Origin of the sequence: Lysinibacillus sp. FSL W7-1291 (assembly GCF_038593415.1) — a bacterium.
Classification (GTDB): domain Bacteria; phylum Bacillota; class Bacilli; order Bacillales_A; family Planococcaceae; genus Lysinibacillus; species Lysinibacillus fusiformis_D.
Genome location: NZ_CP151994.1, coordinates 3,503,762 through 3,520,899, shown reverse-complemented (window position 1 = coordinate 3,520,899; position 17,138 = coordinate 3,503,762). Strand labels below are relative to the sequence as shown.

15 protein-coding genes are annotated in these 17,138 nt (G+C 37.7%); 10 read left to right on the top strand and 5 right to left on the bottom strand.

Features of this window, described 5'->3' with window-relative positions; genetic code table 11:
- Window positions 1–88 precede the first annotated feature (88 nt).
- On the bottom strand, window positions 89–1,939 hold the full coding sequence (locus NST76_RS17080; protein ID WP_036118104.1) for a transglycosylase domain-containing protein: 1,851 nt from the start codon (window positions 1,937–1,939) through the stop codon (window positions 89–91).
- A gap of 238 nt (window positions 1,940–2,177) precedes the next feature.
- On the opposite strand from NST76_RS17080, the gene NST76_RS17075 reads away from it, so the two are divergent.
- The gene (locus NST76_RS17075) at window positions 2,178–2,765 is read left to right on the top strand and encodes a peptidylprolyl isomerase (RefSeq protein WP_036118107.1); all 588 of its coding nucleotides are present in this window, start codon (window positions 2,178–2,180) and stop codon (window positions 2,763–2,765) included.
- 22 nt (window positions 2,766–2,787) lie between these two features.
- Entirely contained in the window at window positions 2,788–3,000 is a 213-nt protein-coding gene (locus tag NST76_RS17070) for a hypothetical protein (protein ID WP_036118109.1), read from the top strand.
- A gap of 60 nt (window positions 3,001–3,060) precedes the next feature.
- Here the strand turns inward: NST76_RS17070 and NST76_RS17065 are convergent, their stop codons facing one another.
- Window positions 3,061–4,479: a hypothetical protein gene (locus tag NST76_RS17065; RefSeq protein WP_271910771.1), complete on the bottom strand. Its 1,419-nt coding sequence runs from the start codon at window positions 4,477–4,479 to the stop codon at window positions 3,061–3,063.
- A 112-nt stretch (window positions 4,480–4,591) separates the two neighbouring features.
- Entirely contained in the window at window positions 4,592–5,761 is a 1,170-nt protein-coding gene (locus NST76_RS17060) for a MalY/PatB family protein (protein WP_036119849.1), read from the bottom strand.
- Between the two features lie 72 nt (window positions 5,762–5,833).
- Here NST76_RS17060 and NST76_RS17055 point away from each other — a divergent pair, with 72 nt between their 5' ends.
- Complete coding sequence (locus NST76_RS17055) at window positions 5,834–6,094, top strand: DUF1871 family protein (protein ID WP_080717041.1); 261 nt, start codon at window positions 5,834–5,836, stop codon at window positions 6,092–6,094.
- Window positions 6,095–6,175: 81 nt separating this feature from the next.
- Here NST76_RS17055 and NST76_RS17050 read toward each other — a convergent pair whose 3' ends face one another.
- Window positions 6,176–7,516, bottom strand: coding sequence for a sodium-dependent transporter (locus NST76_RS17050; protein WP_036119854.1), 1,341 nt, complete (start codon window positions 7,514–7,516; stop codon window positions 6,176–6,178).
- 219 nt (window positions 7,517–7,735) lie between these two features.
- Here NST76_RS17050 and NST76_RS17045 point away from each other — a divergent pair, with 219 nt between their 5' ends.
- Together NST76_RS17045 and yugI are read left to right on the top strand one after the other, a co-directional pair.
- Entirely contained in the window at window positions 7,736–7,996 is a 261-nt protein-coding gene (locus NST76_RS17045; protein ID WP_244504873.1) for a sigma factor, read from the top strand.
- A 366-nt stretch (window positions 7,997–8,362) separates the two neighbouring features.
- Entirely contained in the window at window positions 8,363–8,740 is a 378-nt protein-coding gene (gene yugI / locus NST76_RS17040; protein ID WP_036119858.1) for a S1 domain-containing post-transcriptional regulator GSP13, read from the top strand.
- A gap of 43 nt (window positions 8,741–8,783) precedes the next feature.
- On the opposite strand, the gene NST76_RS17035 is transcribed toward yugI, so the two are convergent.
- Window positions 8,784–10,091 (bottom strand): sigma 54-interacting transcriptional regulator, encoded by a 1,308-nt coding sequence (locus NST76_RS17035; protein ID WP_058844857.1) that lies wholly within the window; start codon window positions 10,089–10,091, stop codon window positions 8,784–8,786.
- A 145-nt stretch (window positions 10,092–10,236) separates the two neighbouring features.
- Here NST76_RS17035 and pruA point away from each other — a divergent pair, with 145 nt between their 5' ends.
- The 5 genes from pruA (at window position 10,237) to NST76_RS17010 (ending at window position 17,090) form a co-directional block, all read left to right on the top strand.
- Window positions 10,237–11,781, top strand: coding sequence for an L-glutamate gamma-semialdehyde dehydrogenase (pruA, locus tag NST76_RS17030; RefSeq protein WP_036119871.1), 1,545 nt, complete (start codon window positions 10,237–10,239; stop codon window positions 11,779–11,781).
- Window positions 11,782–12,032: 251 nt separating this feature from the next.
- On the top strand, window positions 12,033–13,226 hold the full coding sequence (locus NST76_RS17025) for an ornithine--oxo-acid transaminase (RefSeq protein WP_036119876.1): 1,194 nt from the start codon (window positions 12,033–12,035) through the stop codon (window positions 13,224–13,226).
- 83 nt (window positions 13,227–13,309) lie between these two features.
- Window positions 13,310–14,554: a Glu/Leu/Phe/Val dehydrogenase gene (locus tag NST76_RS17020; RefSeq protein WP_036119879.1), complete on the top strand. Its 1,245-nt coding sequence runs from the start codon at window positions 13,310–13,312 to the stop codon at window positions 14,552–14,554.
- A 270-nt stretch (window positions 14,555–14,824) separates the two neighbouring features.
- Complete coding sequence (locus NST76_RS17015) at window positions 14,825–15,988, top strand: iron-containing alcohol dehydrogenase (RefSeq protein ID WP_342544188.1); 1,164 nt, start codon at window positions 14,825–14,827, stop codon at window positions 15,986–15,988.
- 364 nt (window positions 15,989–16,352) lie between these two features.
- Complete coding sequence (locus NST76_RS17010; RefSeq protein ID WP_342503510.1) at window positions 16,353–17,090, top strand: hypothetical protein; 738 nt, start codon at window positions 16,353–16,355, stop codon at window positions 17,088–17,090.
- The last annotated feature ends 48 nt before the right edge of the window (window positions 17,091–17,138 follow it).

The following is a 17,138-nucleotide window of genomic DNA, read 5'->3' as shown; positions in this document are numbered from 1 at the left end:
ATATCACAAAAATTCTATGGATGGTTTTGTTTTTCAACACTATGAAGAGGTAGCAGTCATGTAAGACTGCTACCTCTTGGCTGTTTCACTACTCTAATAAAACATTAAATAATTGATGATGAATTTTGTATGCCTCTAATTTTTGCATGGATTGAGGCTTATCATAGCCTAGCCATACAGCCGCAGTATAACCATCATTAAGTCCGGCAAGCCAGTAGTCCCGATAGTCATTAGTTGTGCCTGTTTTTGCTCCTATATAGTCGCTGTTACTGTAAACCCCTTGTCCTGTCCCATTTGCCACAACATCAGCAAGAAGCTCACGCATATATTTCACCGTTTTCGGAGACCAGATTTGATTACGCTGTGTATCCCAACTATAAAGCTCAGTTCCATCTAAAGCTGTCACTTTACGAATACCATGTGCTAAAACATAGGAGCCATCGATAAAGCTTGTATAGGCATCTGCTAGCTCTAAGGCTGTCACACCGTAAGTTAGCCCACCCAATGAAGCGGCATAATTATGATCTTTCGCTACAATCGAACGGAAGTGAAAGCGATTAAGGTATTGAAAGGCCGTTTCAACGCCAATAGTTTCAAAGAGACGCAGTGCAGATGTGTTGTAGCTGTGTCGAAAAGCTGTACGGAGGGACACATCACCATACGTATAGCCCCCATAGTTTTGCGGACAGAACGAGCCAACACAGTATCTACCTCCATTGACAATAGAATCAGGTGTATGTGCTGACGTTTCAAAGAAAGGGGCATAGACTGCTAAAGGTTTAAAGGCTGATCCAGGCTGACGTGTTCCTTGGAATGCACGATGATAATCAAATTTTTCATAGTTTTTTCCTGCATACAAGCTGACAATTTCTCTTGATTGGTTTTCAATAACTGCACCAGCTGCTTGCAACGAACCTGTACCGAGAATAGCTGACATTTTAACCTCATCATGTTGCTGTTTATTTGGATCAAGTGCAGTTTGAATGATGAGTCCATTTTGAAATAGTGTATCTAGTCGATTATCTAATTGTGCTTTAATTTTTTTCTTTTCTTCCTCATTCTCTGTATTGCTCAGTCGATCCGCATAACCCTCTTTTTCAGCAACTAACCACTTTAGCTCTTGAAGAACGTAAGTGCTATACATTGGATAACTTTGAATTTTATCTTTCACATTTAATGTAATCGGCTCAGCTTTGTAGGTAGCTGCATTTTCCTTTGTAATAGCGCCATTAACTGCTAGCGTATCTAACAAACGCTCCTGTCTCGCTTTAGTTTGATCGAAATTTTTCAAAGGATTATAAAGAGAGGGGTTATTTGGGATCGCCGCAATAAAAGCAATTTCAGCAATGCTTAATTCTTGAAGTGGCTTTTGAAAATAATAGGTCGCTGCTCCGCCGATGCCATAAACTTGGTTGCTAAAATAGGATTCATTAAGATACATTGTTAAAATAGTTTCTTTATCAAATTCTTTTTCTAATTCATGCGCATAAAAAAGCTCTGTTAATTTCCGCTCATATGTTTTTTCATCAGATAAATAACGCATTCGAACGAGCTGCTGTGTAATCGTACTACCACCTTGAGAGGCTGTGTTGCTATTCGAATTGGCTACAACTGCACGAATGATTGCACTTAAATCAAAACCGATATGCTCATAAAAATCAGCATCTTCACTTGTAATGAATATTTCCTGGGCAATTTGTGGAATTTCTTGTAAGGTTAACGGCTGTCGCCATTCGACATATTCCTCGCTAAATGTTTGCCCATTTCGATCAATTAGAGTGACAGGAAGTTGGGTTTGTACCTCAGGTAAATGAATAGCACTCGATATTTGTTCCTCATGTGCTTGAGCGGTATTGATTTCTGTCCTAATGTTTGTACTAATCCACCATAAAGCAGGTAGGGATAGTAATATAATAAAAAAACCAAAAGCCTTTTTCATGTGTGCCTCCACTCTTTCGATAAATCCTTCATCAGAATAACATATTTTGGATTGATTCCAAATACTCGCTCAGACCTATTTCCTTGGTTTTGATTATGAAAGTTAAAATTGCAAAAATCGTCAATACTTTGATGAAGAAAACCAATAAGAAGTATGTTAGACTAAAATGAGGTCGGAAAGGATGCATTAGTCATTTTTTTCATTGAAACTGAAATTTATCATTAAAGGAGAGACTTCCATGTTTCCACAATTAACAACAGACGTACAAGCAGGCGAAGTGCTTGTAGAAATGAACACAACACTAGGTGCTATCAAAATTAAGTTGTTCCCTGAGCATGCACCCAAAACGGTTGAGAACTTTTTAGGCCATGCTAAATCAGGTTACTATAATGGCATTATTTTCCACCGTGTTATTCAAGACTTCATGGTTCAAGGTGGAGACCCAACTGGTACTGGTATGGGTGGAGAATCGATTTGGGGTAATTCTTTTGAAGATGAATTCTCAGATAACTTGTTTAACCTGCGCGGTGCGTTATCAATGGCAAATGCAGGTCCAAACACAAATGGCTCTCAATTCTTCATCGTACAAATGAAGCATCTGCCAAGTGATATGCTTCGCCAATTACAAGGAGCTGGTTTCCCAGAGGAGATCATTGAAGCTTATGCACAAAATGGTGGTACACCTTGGTTAGACCATAAACACACAGTATTCGGTCATGTTGTGGAAGGTATGGACATTGTGGACAAAATTGCGGATGTTGAAAAAGATTTCCGCGATAAACCATTAGAAGATGTGAAAATTGAGTCAATTACGGTTTTTGAATAATACTTATAAGGACGTGTAGAGTATGCAAAACTTTATGTACCAATTTTTATATTTCCCTGAAGACAAATCAGGTTATATTCCAGCGGCTTTTGAGTTTTTAATCATGCTTATTCTATGTATTATCGTGTTTATGCTTTTTAGAAAAATTTCTAAGAAACAGGAAATGAAATCAAAAGAAATCGAAGCACGTATTCTAGCAGATAAGAAAAATACAAATAATCAACAAAACATTTAGCTAAAAAAGAATCTGCTTCCCACATTAGATGTTAAGGGTAAGCAGATTCTTTTTTATAGATCATTTTTTATAACGACGAATCATATTTTGCACCGTCTTGAAGCCAGTGAAACAAACGAGTACAAGCGATAAACCAATCCCACTTAATGCGGTAATAAACGCTACCCATTCGAATAGTGTATAACTCCAAATACTCTCGAAATCACTGCTATCCTTCCACCCCTCAATAACTAAGTTCATACCGTAAATACCAGATACCACAGTAAATACAGTTAAAATAAACAGTAAATTATTACTTCTATTATCTGATTGATCCTCTTGTGTGCGATACAAACTGTCCAATGTCGCTTTGGTTTCTACATAATGCTCATTAATACGGAACAGCTTTCGTAGCATTTGGGAAATTTCTCTTCCTTCCGTTCGAACAATCACTTCTTCAAAATAATAGCGTGCCGAAAATTTTGTAATTAATTCAATTAATTCATTCACAACGAGCTTATCCTTGCCCCATTTGATTTCACTATATTCATAGGACAACTTTAAGAGCATCATTTTGTAAAAATAATGAATGAAAAGATTATAATAGTGTGTTCCCATAAACTCTTGAATGCTATGTGTACACTTTTCAAAGGGCAAATTCGTAAGGGTCATTTGTGCCTGTGCCGAAGTAATAATATAGCTATTGGGTGCCCAACGTGTATGTGCATGGTCTTGCACATATTGCGCAATATATTGAGCGTTTGTGCTGGAAATAAAGGGCTTGCCTGCAGGTGTTCTACCATCTACTTGTCCTAATCGAAATAAATGCTCAGGTAATATGTCTGCTTCTTTCTCAGCAATTAAATAGGCAGAAGCATACATCCGCTCATCCTCGAAAAACGGTAATCCTTCGTAGCTATTGTCTTGTTGATGCTGTAAAAAAGGCTGTAAATAGGGGATAAAATAGTTAAATAATAGTTCACTGGTTGAAGAACAATGGCCAAAGGAAAAATGATGACTCGCCCCTTTTTCTTCTCGAAGCTTAGCCTCCAGTACTCTAAAATAGTGAATAAAATTTAAAATGTCACTTATATCATGTGGGGTATCTGTTATATTTGTTCTCACGGTTATAATACCGTTTCCAAAAGGACATAGTGTTACATCAATACTCGTGATTTCATAATGAATACGACTGTCTAGATGATGTAAGGAGCCTTGGGTATAGAATGCTTTTGAAAACCGAATAAAGTCAGGGCTATTCATATCGTATGGGAATAATTTATCCTCTAAAAAGGGATAGAAAAACTGGGCAAGCTCCTCATGGATGATTGTCGTATCACCATAAAAGGCATTTTCAAGAGCTGTATTATTTAGGGTGAAAAAAGTAAAACCTTCCTTTAGTAGTACCTCTCCAATTTTTTGACGGTTTTTCGTGGAATAGGCAAAGGGAAATAAGAATGTCATATATGCACGTTTAATCATTAATGGCGCTAAGTCCATGAAAACACCTCTTTTTACATCCGATTGATAAGAAACTTTTCCACAAAATCATTATTTTAAACATATAAAAGGATATCTCCAAAAGTTGAGATATCCTTTTTACTGTCATTTTCTATTCAAACACTTTTTTAAAGCGTTTTACACCATCTTGAACGGTTTCAAATGAACAAGCGACATTCATACGTAGGAAGCCATGACCTTCTTCCCCATATTTTGTCCCTGGCTCTAATGCAAGCTTTCCGATTTTTAATAAGCGATTCATGATGTCCTTTTCTTCAAGCTCTAGCTCGCGGTAATCAATCCAGATTAAATAAGTGGATTGTGGTATTGTGACACGAATGCCTGGAAGCTGCTCTAACTCGGCTTTTACATATTCCATATTTGTAGAAATATATGGAAGTAACTCGTCTAACCAAGGAGCTCCTTCTGTATAAGCGGCATGAAGTGCAACAGAGGCAAATGTATTTAACGAGCCTTGCCCACTTGCCATATTTATTGCCTCTAGCTGTAGACGTTTTTTCCTATCTGTTACGATCATATAAGAAACTTGAATTCCTGCTAAATTAAATGTTTTGGTAGGAGCCATGCAAGTAATAATACGATTGATCTCATCACCTGCAACCTTTGCTAGAGGAATATGCTTATCCCCGTTTAACATTAAATCAGCATGTATTTCATCAGAAATAATGATGACATCGTATTTAGCACAAAGTCGTACAATCTCCTTTAAAGTAGCTTCATCCCATACATAGCCTCCTGGATTGTGAGGGTTACATAATATGTAGGCTTTCACATCTTGCGCTAATGCCTGTTCAAAGGCTTCGAAATCATAGCCAATCACACCATCTTTTTCAACTAATGGGCAGCTTACAACTTCACGCCCATTACTTTTGGGGATGTTATAGAATGGTGGGTAGACTGGTGGCGAAATGAGTACTTTGTCACCAGGGTTTGTTAGGGCTACAATGCTATTGGCTAATGCCGCTACAACACCATTACAAAATAGGATAGATTCTTTATCAATATGCCAGGCATGGCGAGTATTTTGCCAGTCTACGATTGACTGAATCGCTTCTTCACCCATAAAACTATAGCCAAAAATAGTTTGTTCAGCGTGTTTCTGTAATGCCTTTGAAACGGCTATTGGTGCTGCAAAATCCATATCGGCTACCCACATTGGCAAGATATCTGACGCATCATCTAGGCCATATACCTTTTCCATTGCGTCCCATTTTACAGAGTTTGTACATCGACGTTTGAAAGTTTGATCAAAAATAGACAAGCAAATCACTCTTTTCTTTTTTATTTAATATGGTATCATACGGGTATGATCAAAGGATAACAGGTGAGTATTTTGGAAAATATAAAAATGAATCAAGCAGCTGTACATCTGCTAGAGGAGTGGGATCCATTCCACTTAGGTCCAGACCATTATGATACAGAAACGGCAGATGTAGTAGCAGCATTGCAAGGGATAGATGATCCATCGACACTTGCAAAAATTATTCAAGAAACATATGAGCATTCGTTTGAACAATGGATACCATTTGAAGATTGTGTAGCCATTTCTTACAAACTAATTGCTATTAAATTTGAAGCAAAATGTATTATTTAAAATATTTTGCATATTTCTTATAAAAAAAGGGGGCTGTCATTCGACAACCTCTTTTTTAATGTGCACGTTTGAGGCTAGTTCTTATTTAAATAAAGGTAAAATCCCCTGAATGAAAATAATGAAAATGGCAATTGGAGAAACGAAACGAACTAAAATATACCAGATATTAAACATTAAGCTAGATGCGGCTAATTCCTTACGTGAAATATCCTTCGTATAATAATAACCTGCAAATATAGAAATAAGGAAGGCTCCTATCGGCATGCCGATGCTGTTCGTCAGAAAATCAACAAAGTCAAAAATAGAGCGATCTAATATTTTTACATCTGATAATATACCAAACGACAGCGCACTTGGGATACCGAAAATAAAAATGATGATTCCACCAATCCAAGCAATCTTTCTACGTTTTTCTGGATGGTCTCCAATCGCAATGGCTACAACAATTTCTAACATAGAAATGGAGGAAGTGACGGTAGCAAATAGCAACAGGATGAAAAAAATGGTTAAGAATAGACCACCAAGTGGCAACTGCTCGAAAACAGCTGGCAAAATAATGAAAACAAGGCCAGGCCCTTGGTCAGGCGTATAGCCTAGAGCGAATACTGCGGGGAAAATAACAAGACCCGCAAGTAAAGAAATAATAATATTCATGGAAGCTACATTGATTGCTGAATTACCAATCTTCTCTGTTTTAGACAAATAGGAAGCATATGTAATCATAACGGCAATACCTACACTTAAAGAGAAGAAGGCTTGTCCTAAAGCCATTAAAAATGTTTCAGCGTTAAAGTAAGACCAATCAGGCACAAACATAAATTTAACGCCTTCCATTGCGCCATCTAAAGTTAATGAGCGTATAACTAAGACAATGAAGAAAATAAAGAGCAAGGGCATCATCCATGTGCTGGCTTTTTCGATTCCACCCTTAATACCTGCCGATACAATCACTACTGTTAATAGCATGAATAGTCCCTGTACTAGAATGGCTTCGGAGGGGCTTGAAATAATATTGGTAAATAAATCTGCGTAATTCATCTCAGAACTAGCATTTGTTAGCTTAAATGTAATGGCACGACCCAAATAGCTTAAAATCCATCCACCAACAACACTATAAAACGATAAGATAAGGCCCGCAATCACCATGCCACCCCAGCCAATCAAATACCACGGCTTTCCTGGCGCTTGTTCCTTAAAGGAAGTGACAGCGTCTTTTTGCCCTCGACGACCAATCATAAACTCAGCAATAAGCACTGGTAAGCCGATAAAAAATGTACATAAAATGAATAATAAAATAAAGACACTACCGCCATTAGTACCTGCCATATAGGGGAATTTCCAAATGGCTCCTAACCCTATAGCACTTCCAGCAGCAGCTAAAATAAAACCAATTTTAGTTGTAAACTGATCTCTCGATGACACGAAAATAAATCCTCCTTATACTAAAGTTTTATTTTACCTCAATATTCTCATAACACAAGCAGATATCAGAAAATTGACGACGGATATTCCTATATCAGCAGCTATTTAGAAATAGAATAATAACATATTAGGAAGGGTCTTCTTTTTGAGTAAAAGATATATTATTTTTGTAACAATTGGGTATAATATTTCGTTTCACTAACAAAAGGGGGAATCGCTTTGACGGAGTCGGACTTAATAGCAAGGGCCCAACAAGGAGATAAGGAGGCCTATACCGAGCTTATTCGTATCCATCAACGAACTGTTGAAAAATTTGCCTTTCAATGTGATGTACATAGGAATGATTTAGCTGATGTTTCACAGGAGGTATTTGTCAAATTGTACCGCTTTTTACATCAATTTAAGCAGGATCGTCTTACAACGTGGCTCTATAAAATCACCTTAAATGCTACTCGTGATTACTACCGCAAGGAACAATGACAGCAGGAAAAAGAGGACAAGCTACACGCTCAACAACAAAATAACTACTCATCTGCAGAAGATAATGTTCTTCTATTTGAAGAGGACAGGCTGTTACATAGTGCCATTCAAACTCTTGATGTAAAGTATCGCTATGCAATAAATCCATCCCAAACAACAATTAAAGTGGGCGTTAAACCAGAATCAATGCAGAAGATTGGTCAGCATTTAACCTTCCAGCTAAGTACAATGTCTACAGAAAAAGGCGGAGAACGTTGCATCATTACGGCCATTTCCGAGTAAGGAGATTTTTTGCCCCGTTTTTACACGTATGTTATAATTTAAGCGATATATACGTAGCAAACAAAAAGAAAGTGGGCAAAGGTTATGGTAAAAAAATATGAATTAGGAGACGTGTTGACCGGAAAAGTTACAGGTATTCAACCATACGGTGCATTCGTAGCACTAGATGACAATACGCAAGGCCTTGTGCATATTTCGGAAATAACGTACGGCTTTGTTAAAGACGTTAGTGAGTTTTTAGCTGTTGGGCAGGAAGTAGAAGTAAAAATTCTTGAAATCGATGAAGAGGCCGAAAAAATTAGTTTATCGATGAGAGCGCTACAGGAACGCCCCACATCAGTACGAAAAAAAGATGCACCGCCGCGTAAAACATTGCAGGACCGTGTAGATGAATCGGATGCAAATGGTTTTAATTCCTTAAAAGATAAGTTGCAAGACTGGATCGAACAATCAGGACACTAAAAAAACGAGGATACTTTCGACGGAAGGGATCCTCGTTTTTTTGCTATTGTTTTTTTATTTTTCGGATTCGATATTGCAGGTTTTGGCGACTCATGCCAAGTGCATTCGCTGCTTTTGTAATATTGCCCTCATATAAATTTAAGACATTTTGCACATAATATGATTCGGCTTCACGCAAATAAGCATCCAGTGGCATGACTTCATGATTTTGATGAAACATAAAAAATTCTGGCTCACGGTTGTTTGTGTCTTGCTGTTGTACCTTGAAGCGGAAATGGAGTGGCAATAAATCTGAAGTAACCGTTGACTCTGTTGTCATAAATGAAACGATTTCATCCAATAGCAGCTCAAGTTCCTTAAGATTTCCTGGCCAATCATATTGTAAAAATAATTCCTGTACATCTGGTGCAAGTTCAGTGACTTGGGAGGCAAAGCGTTCTCGATGTCGAGTAAAATAATCATCGACAAATGGAAGAATATCTTCTTTTCGATCCGTTAAATTAGGAATGGTAATAGCCATTGTTGCAAAGAAATAATAAAGTGACTTAGACAGCTTTTTTTCAGCGATCAATGTAATGGGGTCACTGCCCACACTTCCAATCAGCATATATTTGGACTGTGGAAGGGATTGTAGTATAGCTAAAAGTTGTTCCTGAATGTCTAAGCTCAAAAAATCTATGCGTTCAAAGAAAAAGGTATAGTCCGTATCTTCTTCTAACAGTTGCTGTAATTTATCCAGCACGGATTGAGCAGAACGGCGGCTGACAAGCGTCACAAAAGCTTCAGGATCTGGAGAGGCTGCATGGTGGATTCCTTCAGCCACTAAATCTTTCCCTGTGCCAGATTCACCAATTAATAATACAGGTAATTTTACGGCTGCTGCTTTTTTAGCATTCTCGATAACCTGCTTCATTGATTCTGAATCAGCTTTAATCATATCAAATGTTAATGGTTCATCATAACGACGAAGGGGTTGATAAACAAGCTTTTCAAGTGAGGTAATATCTCGAGCAAATTCTATTGCCCCGATGAGTTTACCTTCCACAAAAAGTGGAAAAGTATCATTGATTGTTGTAATTTCATGACCATTTTTATTCCAATAGGATTGTTTAACATTGATTTCCTTTTTTCCTGTTTGTAAAACACGCATTAATGTACTTTCGTGTTGACGGAACGAAAACATTTCAATAATGGAACGGTCCGCAAGTTCATCAAAATGAAATCCTTCAATTTCTTTCATTTTTGTATTGTAAATAATTGTTTTACCAGATAGGTCTACTGCATGGATACCAACGGATACATTTGTTGCAATAAACTCATAAAAAGGTAGTAAAGGTTCAGAATTTTTCATAAAAATGTGCACCTCAAAAATTTTTTACTTGAAATATGCAACGAAATTTTGCATTATAATAAGTGTAAGAATATTTTATACGCAAAGATATTTTGCGTCAATGTTTTTTGCATACCCAAATACATCTCACAAGGGAGGATTAAGTATGATTCCATACAAACACGAACCATTCACAGATTTTTCACAAGAGGCAAACTACAATGCTTATGTGGAGGCTTTAAATAAAGTTGAAGGTTACTTAGGTCAAGACTACCCACTTATCATTGGTGGCGAGCGCATTACAACAGAAGATAAAATCGTTTCGTACAATCCTGCAAAGAAAACAGAAGTGATCGGCCGTGTGTCAAAAGCAAGCAAAGAGTTAGCTGAAAAAGCGATGCAAGCAGCGGATGAAACATTCAAAACATGGAAAAAAGTTGACCCTGCGATTCGTGCTGACGTTTTGTTCAAAGCAGCAGCTATTATTCGTCGTCGTAAACATGAATTCTCTGCATTACTAACAAAAGAAGCAGGGAAACCTTGGGCAGAGGCAGATGCAGATACAGCGGAAGCAATCGACTTCTTGGAATACTATGGTCGCCAAATGCTACGCATTAAAGGCGGTCAACCAGTAGAAAGCCGTCCAGGCGAATACAACCGTTATGACTATATTCCATTAGGAATCGGTATCGTTATTTCTCCTTGGAACTTCCCATTTGCTATCATGGCTGGTACAACAGTGGCCGCTTTAGTAACAGGGAACACAGTCTTATTAAAACCAGCTTCTACAACACCAGTAGTGGCGTATAAATTTATCGAAGTATTAGAAGAAGCAGGTCTTCCAGCAGGTGCCGTGAACTTCGTACCAGGTTCTGGTGCTGAAGTAGGCGACTACTTAGTCGATCATCCAAAAACACGCTTCATCAGCTTCACAGGTTCACGTGATGTTGGTTTACGTATCAACCAACGTGCTTCTGTATTAAATGATGGTCAAATTTGGATTAAACGTGTCATCGCTGAAATGGGCGGTAAAGATACAATCGTAGTTGATAAAGAAGCAGACTTAGAATTAGCTGCACAATCAATCGTCAAATCAGCATTTGGCTTCTCAGGTCAAAAATGTTCAGCCTGTTCTCGTGCAGTCATCGTAGAAGATGTATATGAGCAAGTTGTTAATCGTGTAGAAGAATTAACAAATGCTTTAACAGTTGGAGATCCAACAGATTTCAGCAACTTCATGGCAACAGTTATTGACCAAGCGGCATTCAACAAAATTACGGAATACATCGAAATCGGTAAAGGCGAAGGTCGTCTAGTGGCTGGTGGTACAGCAGATGATTCAGTTGGTTACTTTGTACAGCCAACTGTGTTCGCAGACGTAGAACCTTCTGCACGTATTATGAAAGAAGAAATCTTCGGGCCAGTGGTAGCGATCGCAAAAGCAAAAGATTTCGATCACGCTATTGAAATTGCGAACGATACAGAATACGGTTTAACAGGTGCAGTCATCACGAAAAACCGTGTGAACTTAGAAAAAGCACGTGAAGAATTCCATGTAGGAAACCTTTACTTCAACCGTGGCTGTACAGGTGCCATCGTTGGCTACCAACCATTTGGTGGCTTCAACATGTCAGGTACAGACTCAAAAGCAGGTGGACCAGACTACCTTCAGCTGCATATGCAAGCAAAAACAACTTCAGAAATGCTTTAATTTTATATTGACGTTAGGGCTACTCTAATAAGTAGAAATTAAAGCATTATGACAGGATTTGCAAAACTTCTCCAGGTAATACTATCCCTGGCTCAAACCGTAGACACTCATGACGAGGTAGTTTATTTTGGAGAAGTGAGCAAATTTATGGTTGAATTGTTGCTGAATTCTTAATTATTCTACTCATAGAGATACATAGTCCCTATCTTCCATAGATTTTTCATCATGATTTAGTAAGGAGAGAATAGGATATGACAAAAACTCAACAAGTTATTGAACAAACACAAAATTATGGTGCAGCAAACTATCATCCACTGCCAATCGTAATTTCAGAGGCTGAGGGTGCTTGGGTTAAAGATCCAGAGGGCAACAAATATTTAGATATGCTATCAGCTTATTCAGCTGTAAACCAAGGACACCGTCACCCAAAAATTATTGCTGCTTTAAAAGAACAAGCTGATAAAGTAACGTTAACTTCACGTGCATTTTACAGCGAAAATCTTGGTGAATGGTATGAGCTAGTAGGAAAATTAACAAATAAAGAAATGGTATTACCAATGAATACTGGTGCTGAAGCAGTAGAGACTGCCTTTAAAGCAGCTCGTCGTTGGGCATATGATGTAAAAGGCGTAGAAGATGGCAAGGCTGAAGTTATTGCATGTAATGGTAACTTCCACGGTCGTACAATGCTTGCTGTATCTTTATCTTCTGACGAAGAATATCGTCGTGGCTTCGGTCCAATGTTACCAAACGTTAAATTAGTAGACTATGGTAATCTTGAAGCATTAAAGGCAGCTATTACACCAAACACTGCAGCATTCTTAATCGAACCAATTCAAGGCGAAGCTGGTATTGTTATTCCAACAGAAGGCTTCTTAAAAGCTGCTCGTGAACTTTGCCGTGAAAACAACGTATTATTCATTGCTGACGAAATTCAAGCAGGTCTAGCACGTACTGGTAAAATGTTTGCTTGTGATTGGGAAGAAGTAGAACCAGATATGTACATCTTAGGTAAAGCACTAGGTGGCGGTGTATTCCCTATTTCTTGTGTGGCTGCAAACCGTAATATCCTAGGCGTATTCAACCCAGGTTCTCATGGTTCAACTTTCGGTGGAAATCCTTTAGCTTGTGCAGTTTCAATTGCATCAATTAAAGTGTTATTAGATGAAAAATTAGCAGAACGTTCACATGACCTTGGTGAATATTTCAAAGGTAAATTAAGAGAAATTAACAACCCGGTTATTAAAGAAGTACGTGGTCGTGGCTTATTTATCGGTATGGAATTAACAGAGGCAGCGCGTCCATACTGTGAAAAACTAAAAGAATTAGGTCTATTATGTAAAGAAACACATGATACAGTTATTCGTTTTGCACCACCACTTGTTATTTCTCAAGAGGATTTAGATTGGTCAATTGAACAAATTGAAAAAGTATTTAAACTTTAACAAAATGTTCACATTTTAATTCGGAAGTATGTTACAATGATGCCGATATACTATCATTAAAAAAAACAAAGAGGCGATTTAATATGTCTGAAAACTTAAATCTTTTCACATCAACACAAGATGTCATTCAAGATGCTCTAAATAAACTTGGCTATGATGAAGCAATGTATGAATTACTAAAAGAACCACTTCGCATGCTACAAGTACGCATTCCAGTGAAAATGGATGATGGTACAACAAAAGTATTTACTGGTTACCGTGCACAGCATAATGATGCTGTAGGACCAACTAAAGGTGGGGTTCGTTTCCACCCACAAGTGTCTGAGGAGGAAGTTAAAGCGCTTTCAATGTGGATGACATTGAAATGTGGTATTGTCGATCTACCATACGGTGGTGGTAAAGGCGGTGTCATTTGTGATCCTCGTCAAATGTCTATGGGCGAAATCGAACGTTTAAGCCGTGGTTATGTACGTGCAGTAAGTCAAATCGTAGGACCAACAAAAGATATTCCTGCGCCAGACGTATTTACAAATGCACAAATTATGGCATGGATGATGGATGAATATAGCCGCATGGATGAATTCAACTCTCCAGGCTTCATCACTGGTAAGCCACTAGTACTTGGTGGTTCTCAAGGTCGTGATCGTGCGACTGCACAAGGTGTTACAATCGTAATCGAAGAAGCAGCAAAAAAACGTGGCATTGACATTAAAGGTGCTCGCGTTGTAATTCAAGGATTTGGTAACGCAGGTAGCTTCCTTGCGAAATTCATGCATGATTTAGGTGCAAAAGTAATCGGTATTTCAGATGCTTATGGTGCACTGCATGATCCTGAAGGTTTAGATATCGACTATTTGTTAGATCGTCGTGATAGCTTCGGAACAGTAACAACTTTATTTGAAAACACGATTTCAAACAAAGAATTATTAGAGCTTGATTGTGATATTTTAGTGCCAGCTGCTATTGAAAACCAAATTACTGCTGACAATGCACACAATATTAAAGCCACTATCGTAGTAGAAGCAGCAAACGGTCCAACAACATCTGAAGCAACTAAAATCTTAACAGAACGTGGCATTTTACTTGTACCAGACGTATTAGCCTCTGCTGGTGGTGTGACAGTTTCTTACTTTGAATGGGTACAAAATAACCAAGGTTATTATTGGACAGAAGAAGAAGTTGAAGAGCGTCTATACAAAAAAATGGTTGAAGCATTTGACAATGTTTATACAACAGCAACAACACGTAACATCAACATGCGCTTAGCGGCTTACATGGTAGGTGTTCGCCGTACTGCTGAAGCTTCACGCTTCCGTGGATGGGTTTAAGTAGAAGATAAATGAAATGAAACGAGTCATTCCTATAATAATGGGGTGACTCGTTTTTTCTTGTTTATTTGTTTGAATAAGGTGCTCAAGGCGCTGTTGTACTAATCTAAGTAGTAATGACGTAATAAGTATACGCAATATTCCATTTATATAGAGGGTGACTCAACAAAATCTGAACAATCACTAGTATTATGATTGCAAAGTCGGCGTTTAATCTTTGCTTTCTCCAATATAAATATGAGAAAATCCAACTAGAAAGGGGCGAATTAAATGGATTCATTTACATTTTTTAACCCAGTGAAGCTCCATTTTGGTGAAGATGCACTGGAAAAATTACCGAACGAATTAGCGCAATATGGCGAGAAGGTACTAGTTGTCTATGGTGGCGGAAGCATCAAAGCGAATGGTGTTTACAATGCTGTTATAGAGAAATTACAACAGGCAAATAAAACAATAGTTGAATTAAGTGGTGTTGAACCAAATCCACGTGTGGAAACAGCGAGACGTGGTATTGAAATTTGTAAAACTGAAGGCATTGATTTAGTGCTAGCTATTGGTGGCGGCTCTGTTATTGATTGTTCCAAATTAATTGCTGCCGGTGCAAAATATAATGGTGATGCTTGGGATATCGTAAAACGTAAGGTAATTGTAGAGCAAGCCATACCGTTAGGAACGGTATTAACGCTTGCAGCTACTGGTTCTGAAATGAACTCAGGATCTGTTATTACCAATGCAGCTACCGAAGAAAAACTAAGCTGGGGTAGCCCAGCGACATTCCCGAAATTTTCAATACTGAATCCAGTCTATACTGTGACGGTACCTAAAAACCACACCGTTTATGGAATCGTTGATATGATGTCACATGTTTTCGAACAATATTTCCATAACACAACGAATACCCCGATTACAGATGAAATGTGTGAAGGAGTATTACGAACGGTTATTACGACAGCGCCCAAATTACTTGAGGATTTAGAGAATACGACATTACGTGAAACGATTTTATTGGCGGGGACAATTGGTTTAAATGGATTCTTATCAATCGGCTCTCGTGGTGATTGGGCATCTCATAATATTGAGCATGCTGTATCCGCTGTATACGATATTCCACATGCAGGGGGATTAGCTATCCTCCAGCCACATTGGATGCGTTTAAATGTGCCTGTGAATCCTGAGCGTTTTGCGGGTATAGCAACACGTGTATTTGGGGTCGACGCAACAGGCAAGACAGTAGAAGAAGTTGCTTACGAAGGAATCGATCGTCTATCAGCATTTTGGACGTCATTAGGGGCGCCTAATCGCTTGGCTGATTATGATATTGATGATTCGAAATTCCAACAGATTGTAGAGCATGCTATGCAGAACGGTCCTTTTGGAAACTTTAATAAACTGCAAGAGGAAGATGTAAGAACCATTTTACAAAATTCTCTTTAAAACAATGAGTGTGAGGCTATGATTTATGGTCTTGCACGCATTGTTTTTTTTAGGTTTCATGAATCGAAATGTTAAGAAAAATTAACGATTTATGTTGAATTTTGTCGTAGAAGTTTCTTAAGTCCTGCGATATAGTGAAATAGATAGATGAATAAGATGGTAGAAATATAATTTTCATTGTTTTTAGGTGAGAAAAGTCATGTGAAAATTGAATTGTTGGTTAATTGTTGAAAACAATATTACTTTTGAATAAGAAGAAAAGTATTTTTGTCGTAATTGCTCGAATGATGTAAAGATGTTCAGAAATTGTTCAGCCATCTTTATTAAAATAATGACAATTTAAAACAAAGGGGAGAGGGATCAAATGTTGAAACGATTGTTAGAGAAGCGCATTGTTACATTAAATTGTGTGGAGATACCATTTCAACAGCATGTTTATAAAATGCAAAATTGTGTAGAAGTATTGGGAATTGAAGCGAAATCTCTACAAATTGAAAATAATAAAATTATCACAGGATACATTGATGATCAAAGTATATTTTTCAAAAGCTTACGTTTTGGACAAACGATTATTCATTTTTCGGATGGTGTAAATAAAGCAATTGTACAATTATTTGTTCGTCCTTCTGGAGAAATTGTTGTAGAAGTAAAGCCTTATTTAGGAGAAGCTGAAATTGTCACTGTGTATTATCGAACAATTTTAGCGGATACATTTATCGCAATTGATTTAAAAGGTGCTTTAAAACATTATCTGGTGGCCCATCAATTCATGAACAGAGAAGATTCGATTGCAGAGGTGCACTATCAATCCATGCATCCAAATGTTTTAAAGGATTCTTTTGCTGGACATTTTGTATTAGGTTATCATATGGATGGCAGAGAAATTCAAAATGCTAATGAATATGCTTTAGCTAACCGTCAAGCTTCATTACAATTTTCGAAAATCATCATTCTACAAAGGGGGAAGAGAAAGGCGATAGCCTGTGACAGACTGCTTACTTTTATGATTACCAACCATGTCTTTGTTGGGTACGAGGATATACCTGATTATCAAAATGAAGTTGAAAATTATGTCAAACGAGATTGTTTAATACCAGTATAACAAATAGCCAACTGCCTGAAATATGGCAATTGGCTATTTGTTTTCTTT

Excerpts from the sequence above, each read along its gene's own strand:
- pruA (WP_036119871.1), top strand. The coding sequence starts at position 10,237 with ATGATTCCATACAAACACGAACCATTCACAGATTTTTCACAAGAGGCA.
- NST76_RS17035 (WP_058844857.1), bottom strand. The coding sequence starts at position 10,091 with ATGAAAAATTCTGAACCTTTACTACCTTTTTATGAGTTTATTGCAACA.
- NST76_RS17010 (WP_342503510.1), top strand. The coding sequence starts at position 16,353 with ATGTTGAAACGATTGTTAGAGAAGCGCATTGTTACATTAAATTGTGTG.
- NST76_RS17020 (WP_036119879.1), top strand. The coding sequence starts at position 13,310 with ATGTCTGAAAACTTAAATCTTTTCACATCAACACAAGATGTCATTCAA.
- NST76_RS17080 (WP_036118104.1), bottom strand. The coding sequence starts at position 1,939 with ATGAAAAAGGCTTTTGGTTTTTTTATTATATTACTATCCCTACCTGCT.
- NST76_RS17075 (WP_036118107.1), top strand. The coding sequence starts at position 2,178 with ATGTTTCCACAATTAACAACAGACGTACAAGCAGGCGAAGTGCTTGTA.
- NST76_RS17025 (WP_036119876.1), top strand. The coding sequence starts at position 12,033 with ATGACAAAAACTCAACAAGTTATTGAACAAACACAAAATTATGGTGCA.
- NST76_RS17065 (WP_271910771.1), bottom strand. The coding sequence starts at position 4,479 with ATGGACTTAGCGCCATTAATGATTAAACGTGCATATATGACATTCTTA.
- NST76_RS17015 (WP_342544188.1), top strand. The coding sequence starts at position 14,825 with ATGGATTCATTTACATTTTTTAACCCAGTGAAGCTCCATTTTGGTGAA.
- yugI (WP_036119858.1), top strand. The coding sequence starts at position 8,363 with ATGGTAAAAAAATATGAATTAGGAGACGTGTTGACCGGAAAAGTTACA.
- NST76_RS17070 (WP_036118109.1), top strand. The coding sequence starts at position 2,788 with ATGCAAAACTTTATGTACCAATTTTTATATTTCCCTGAAGACAAATCA.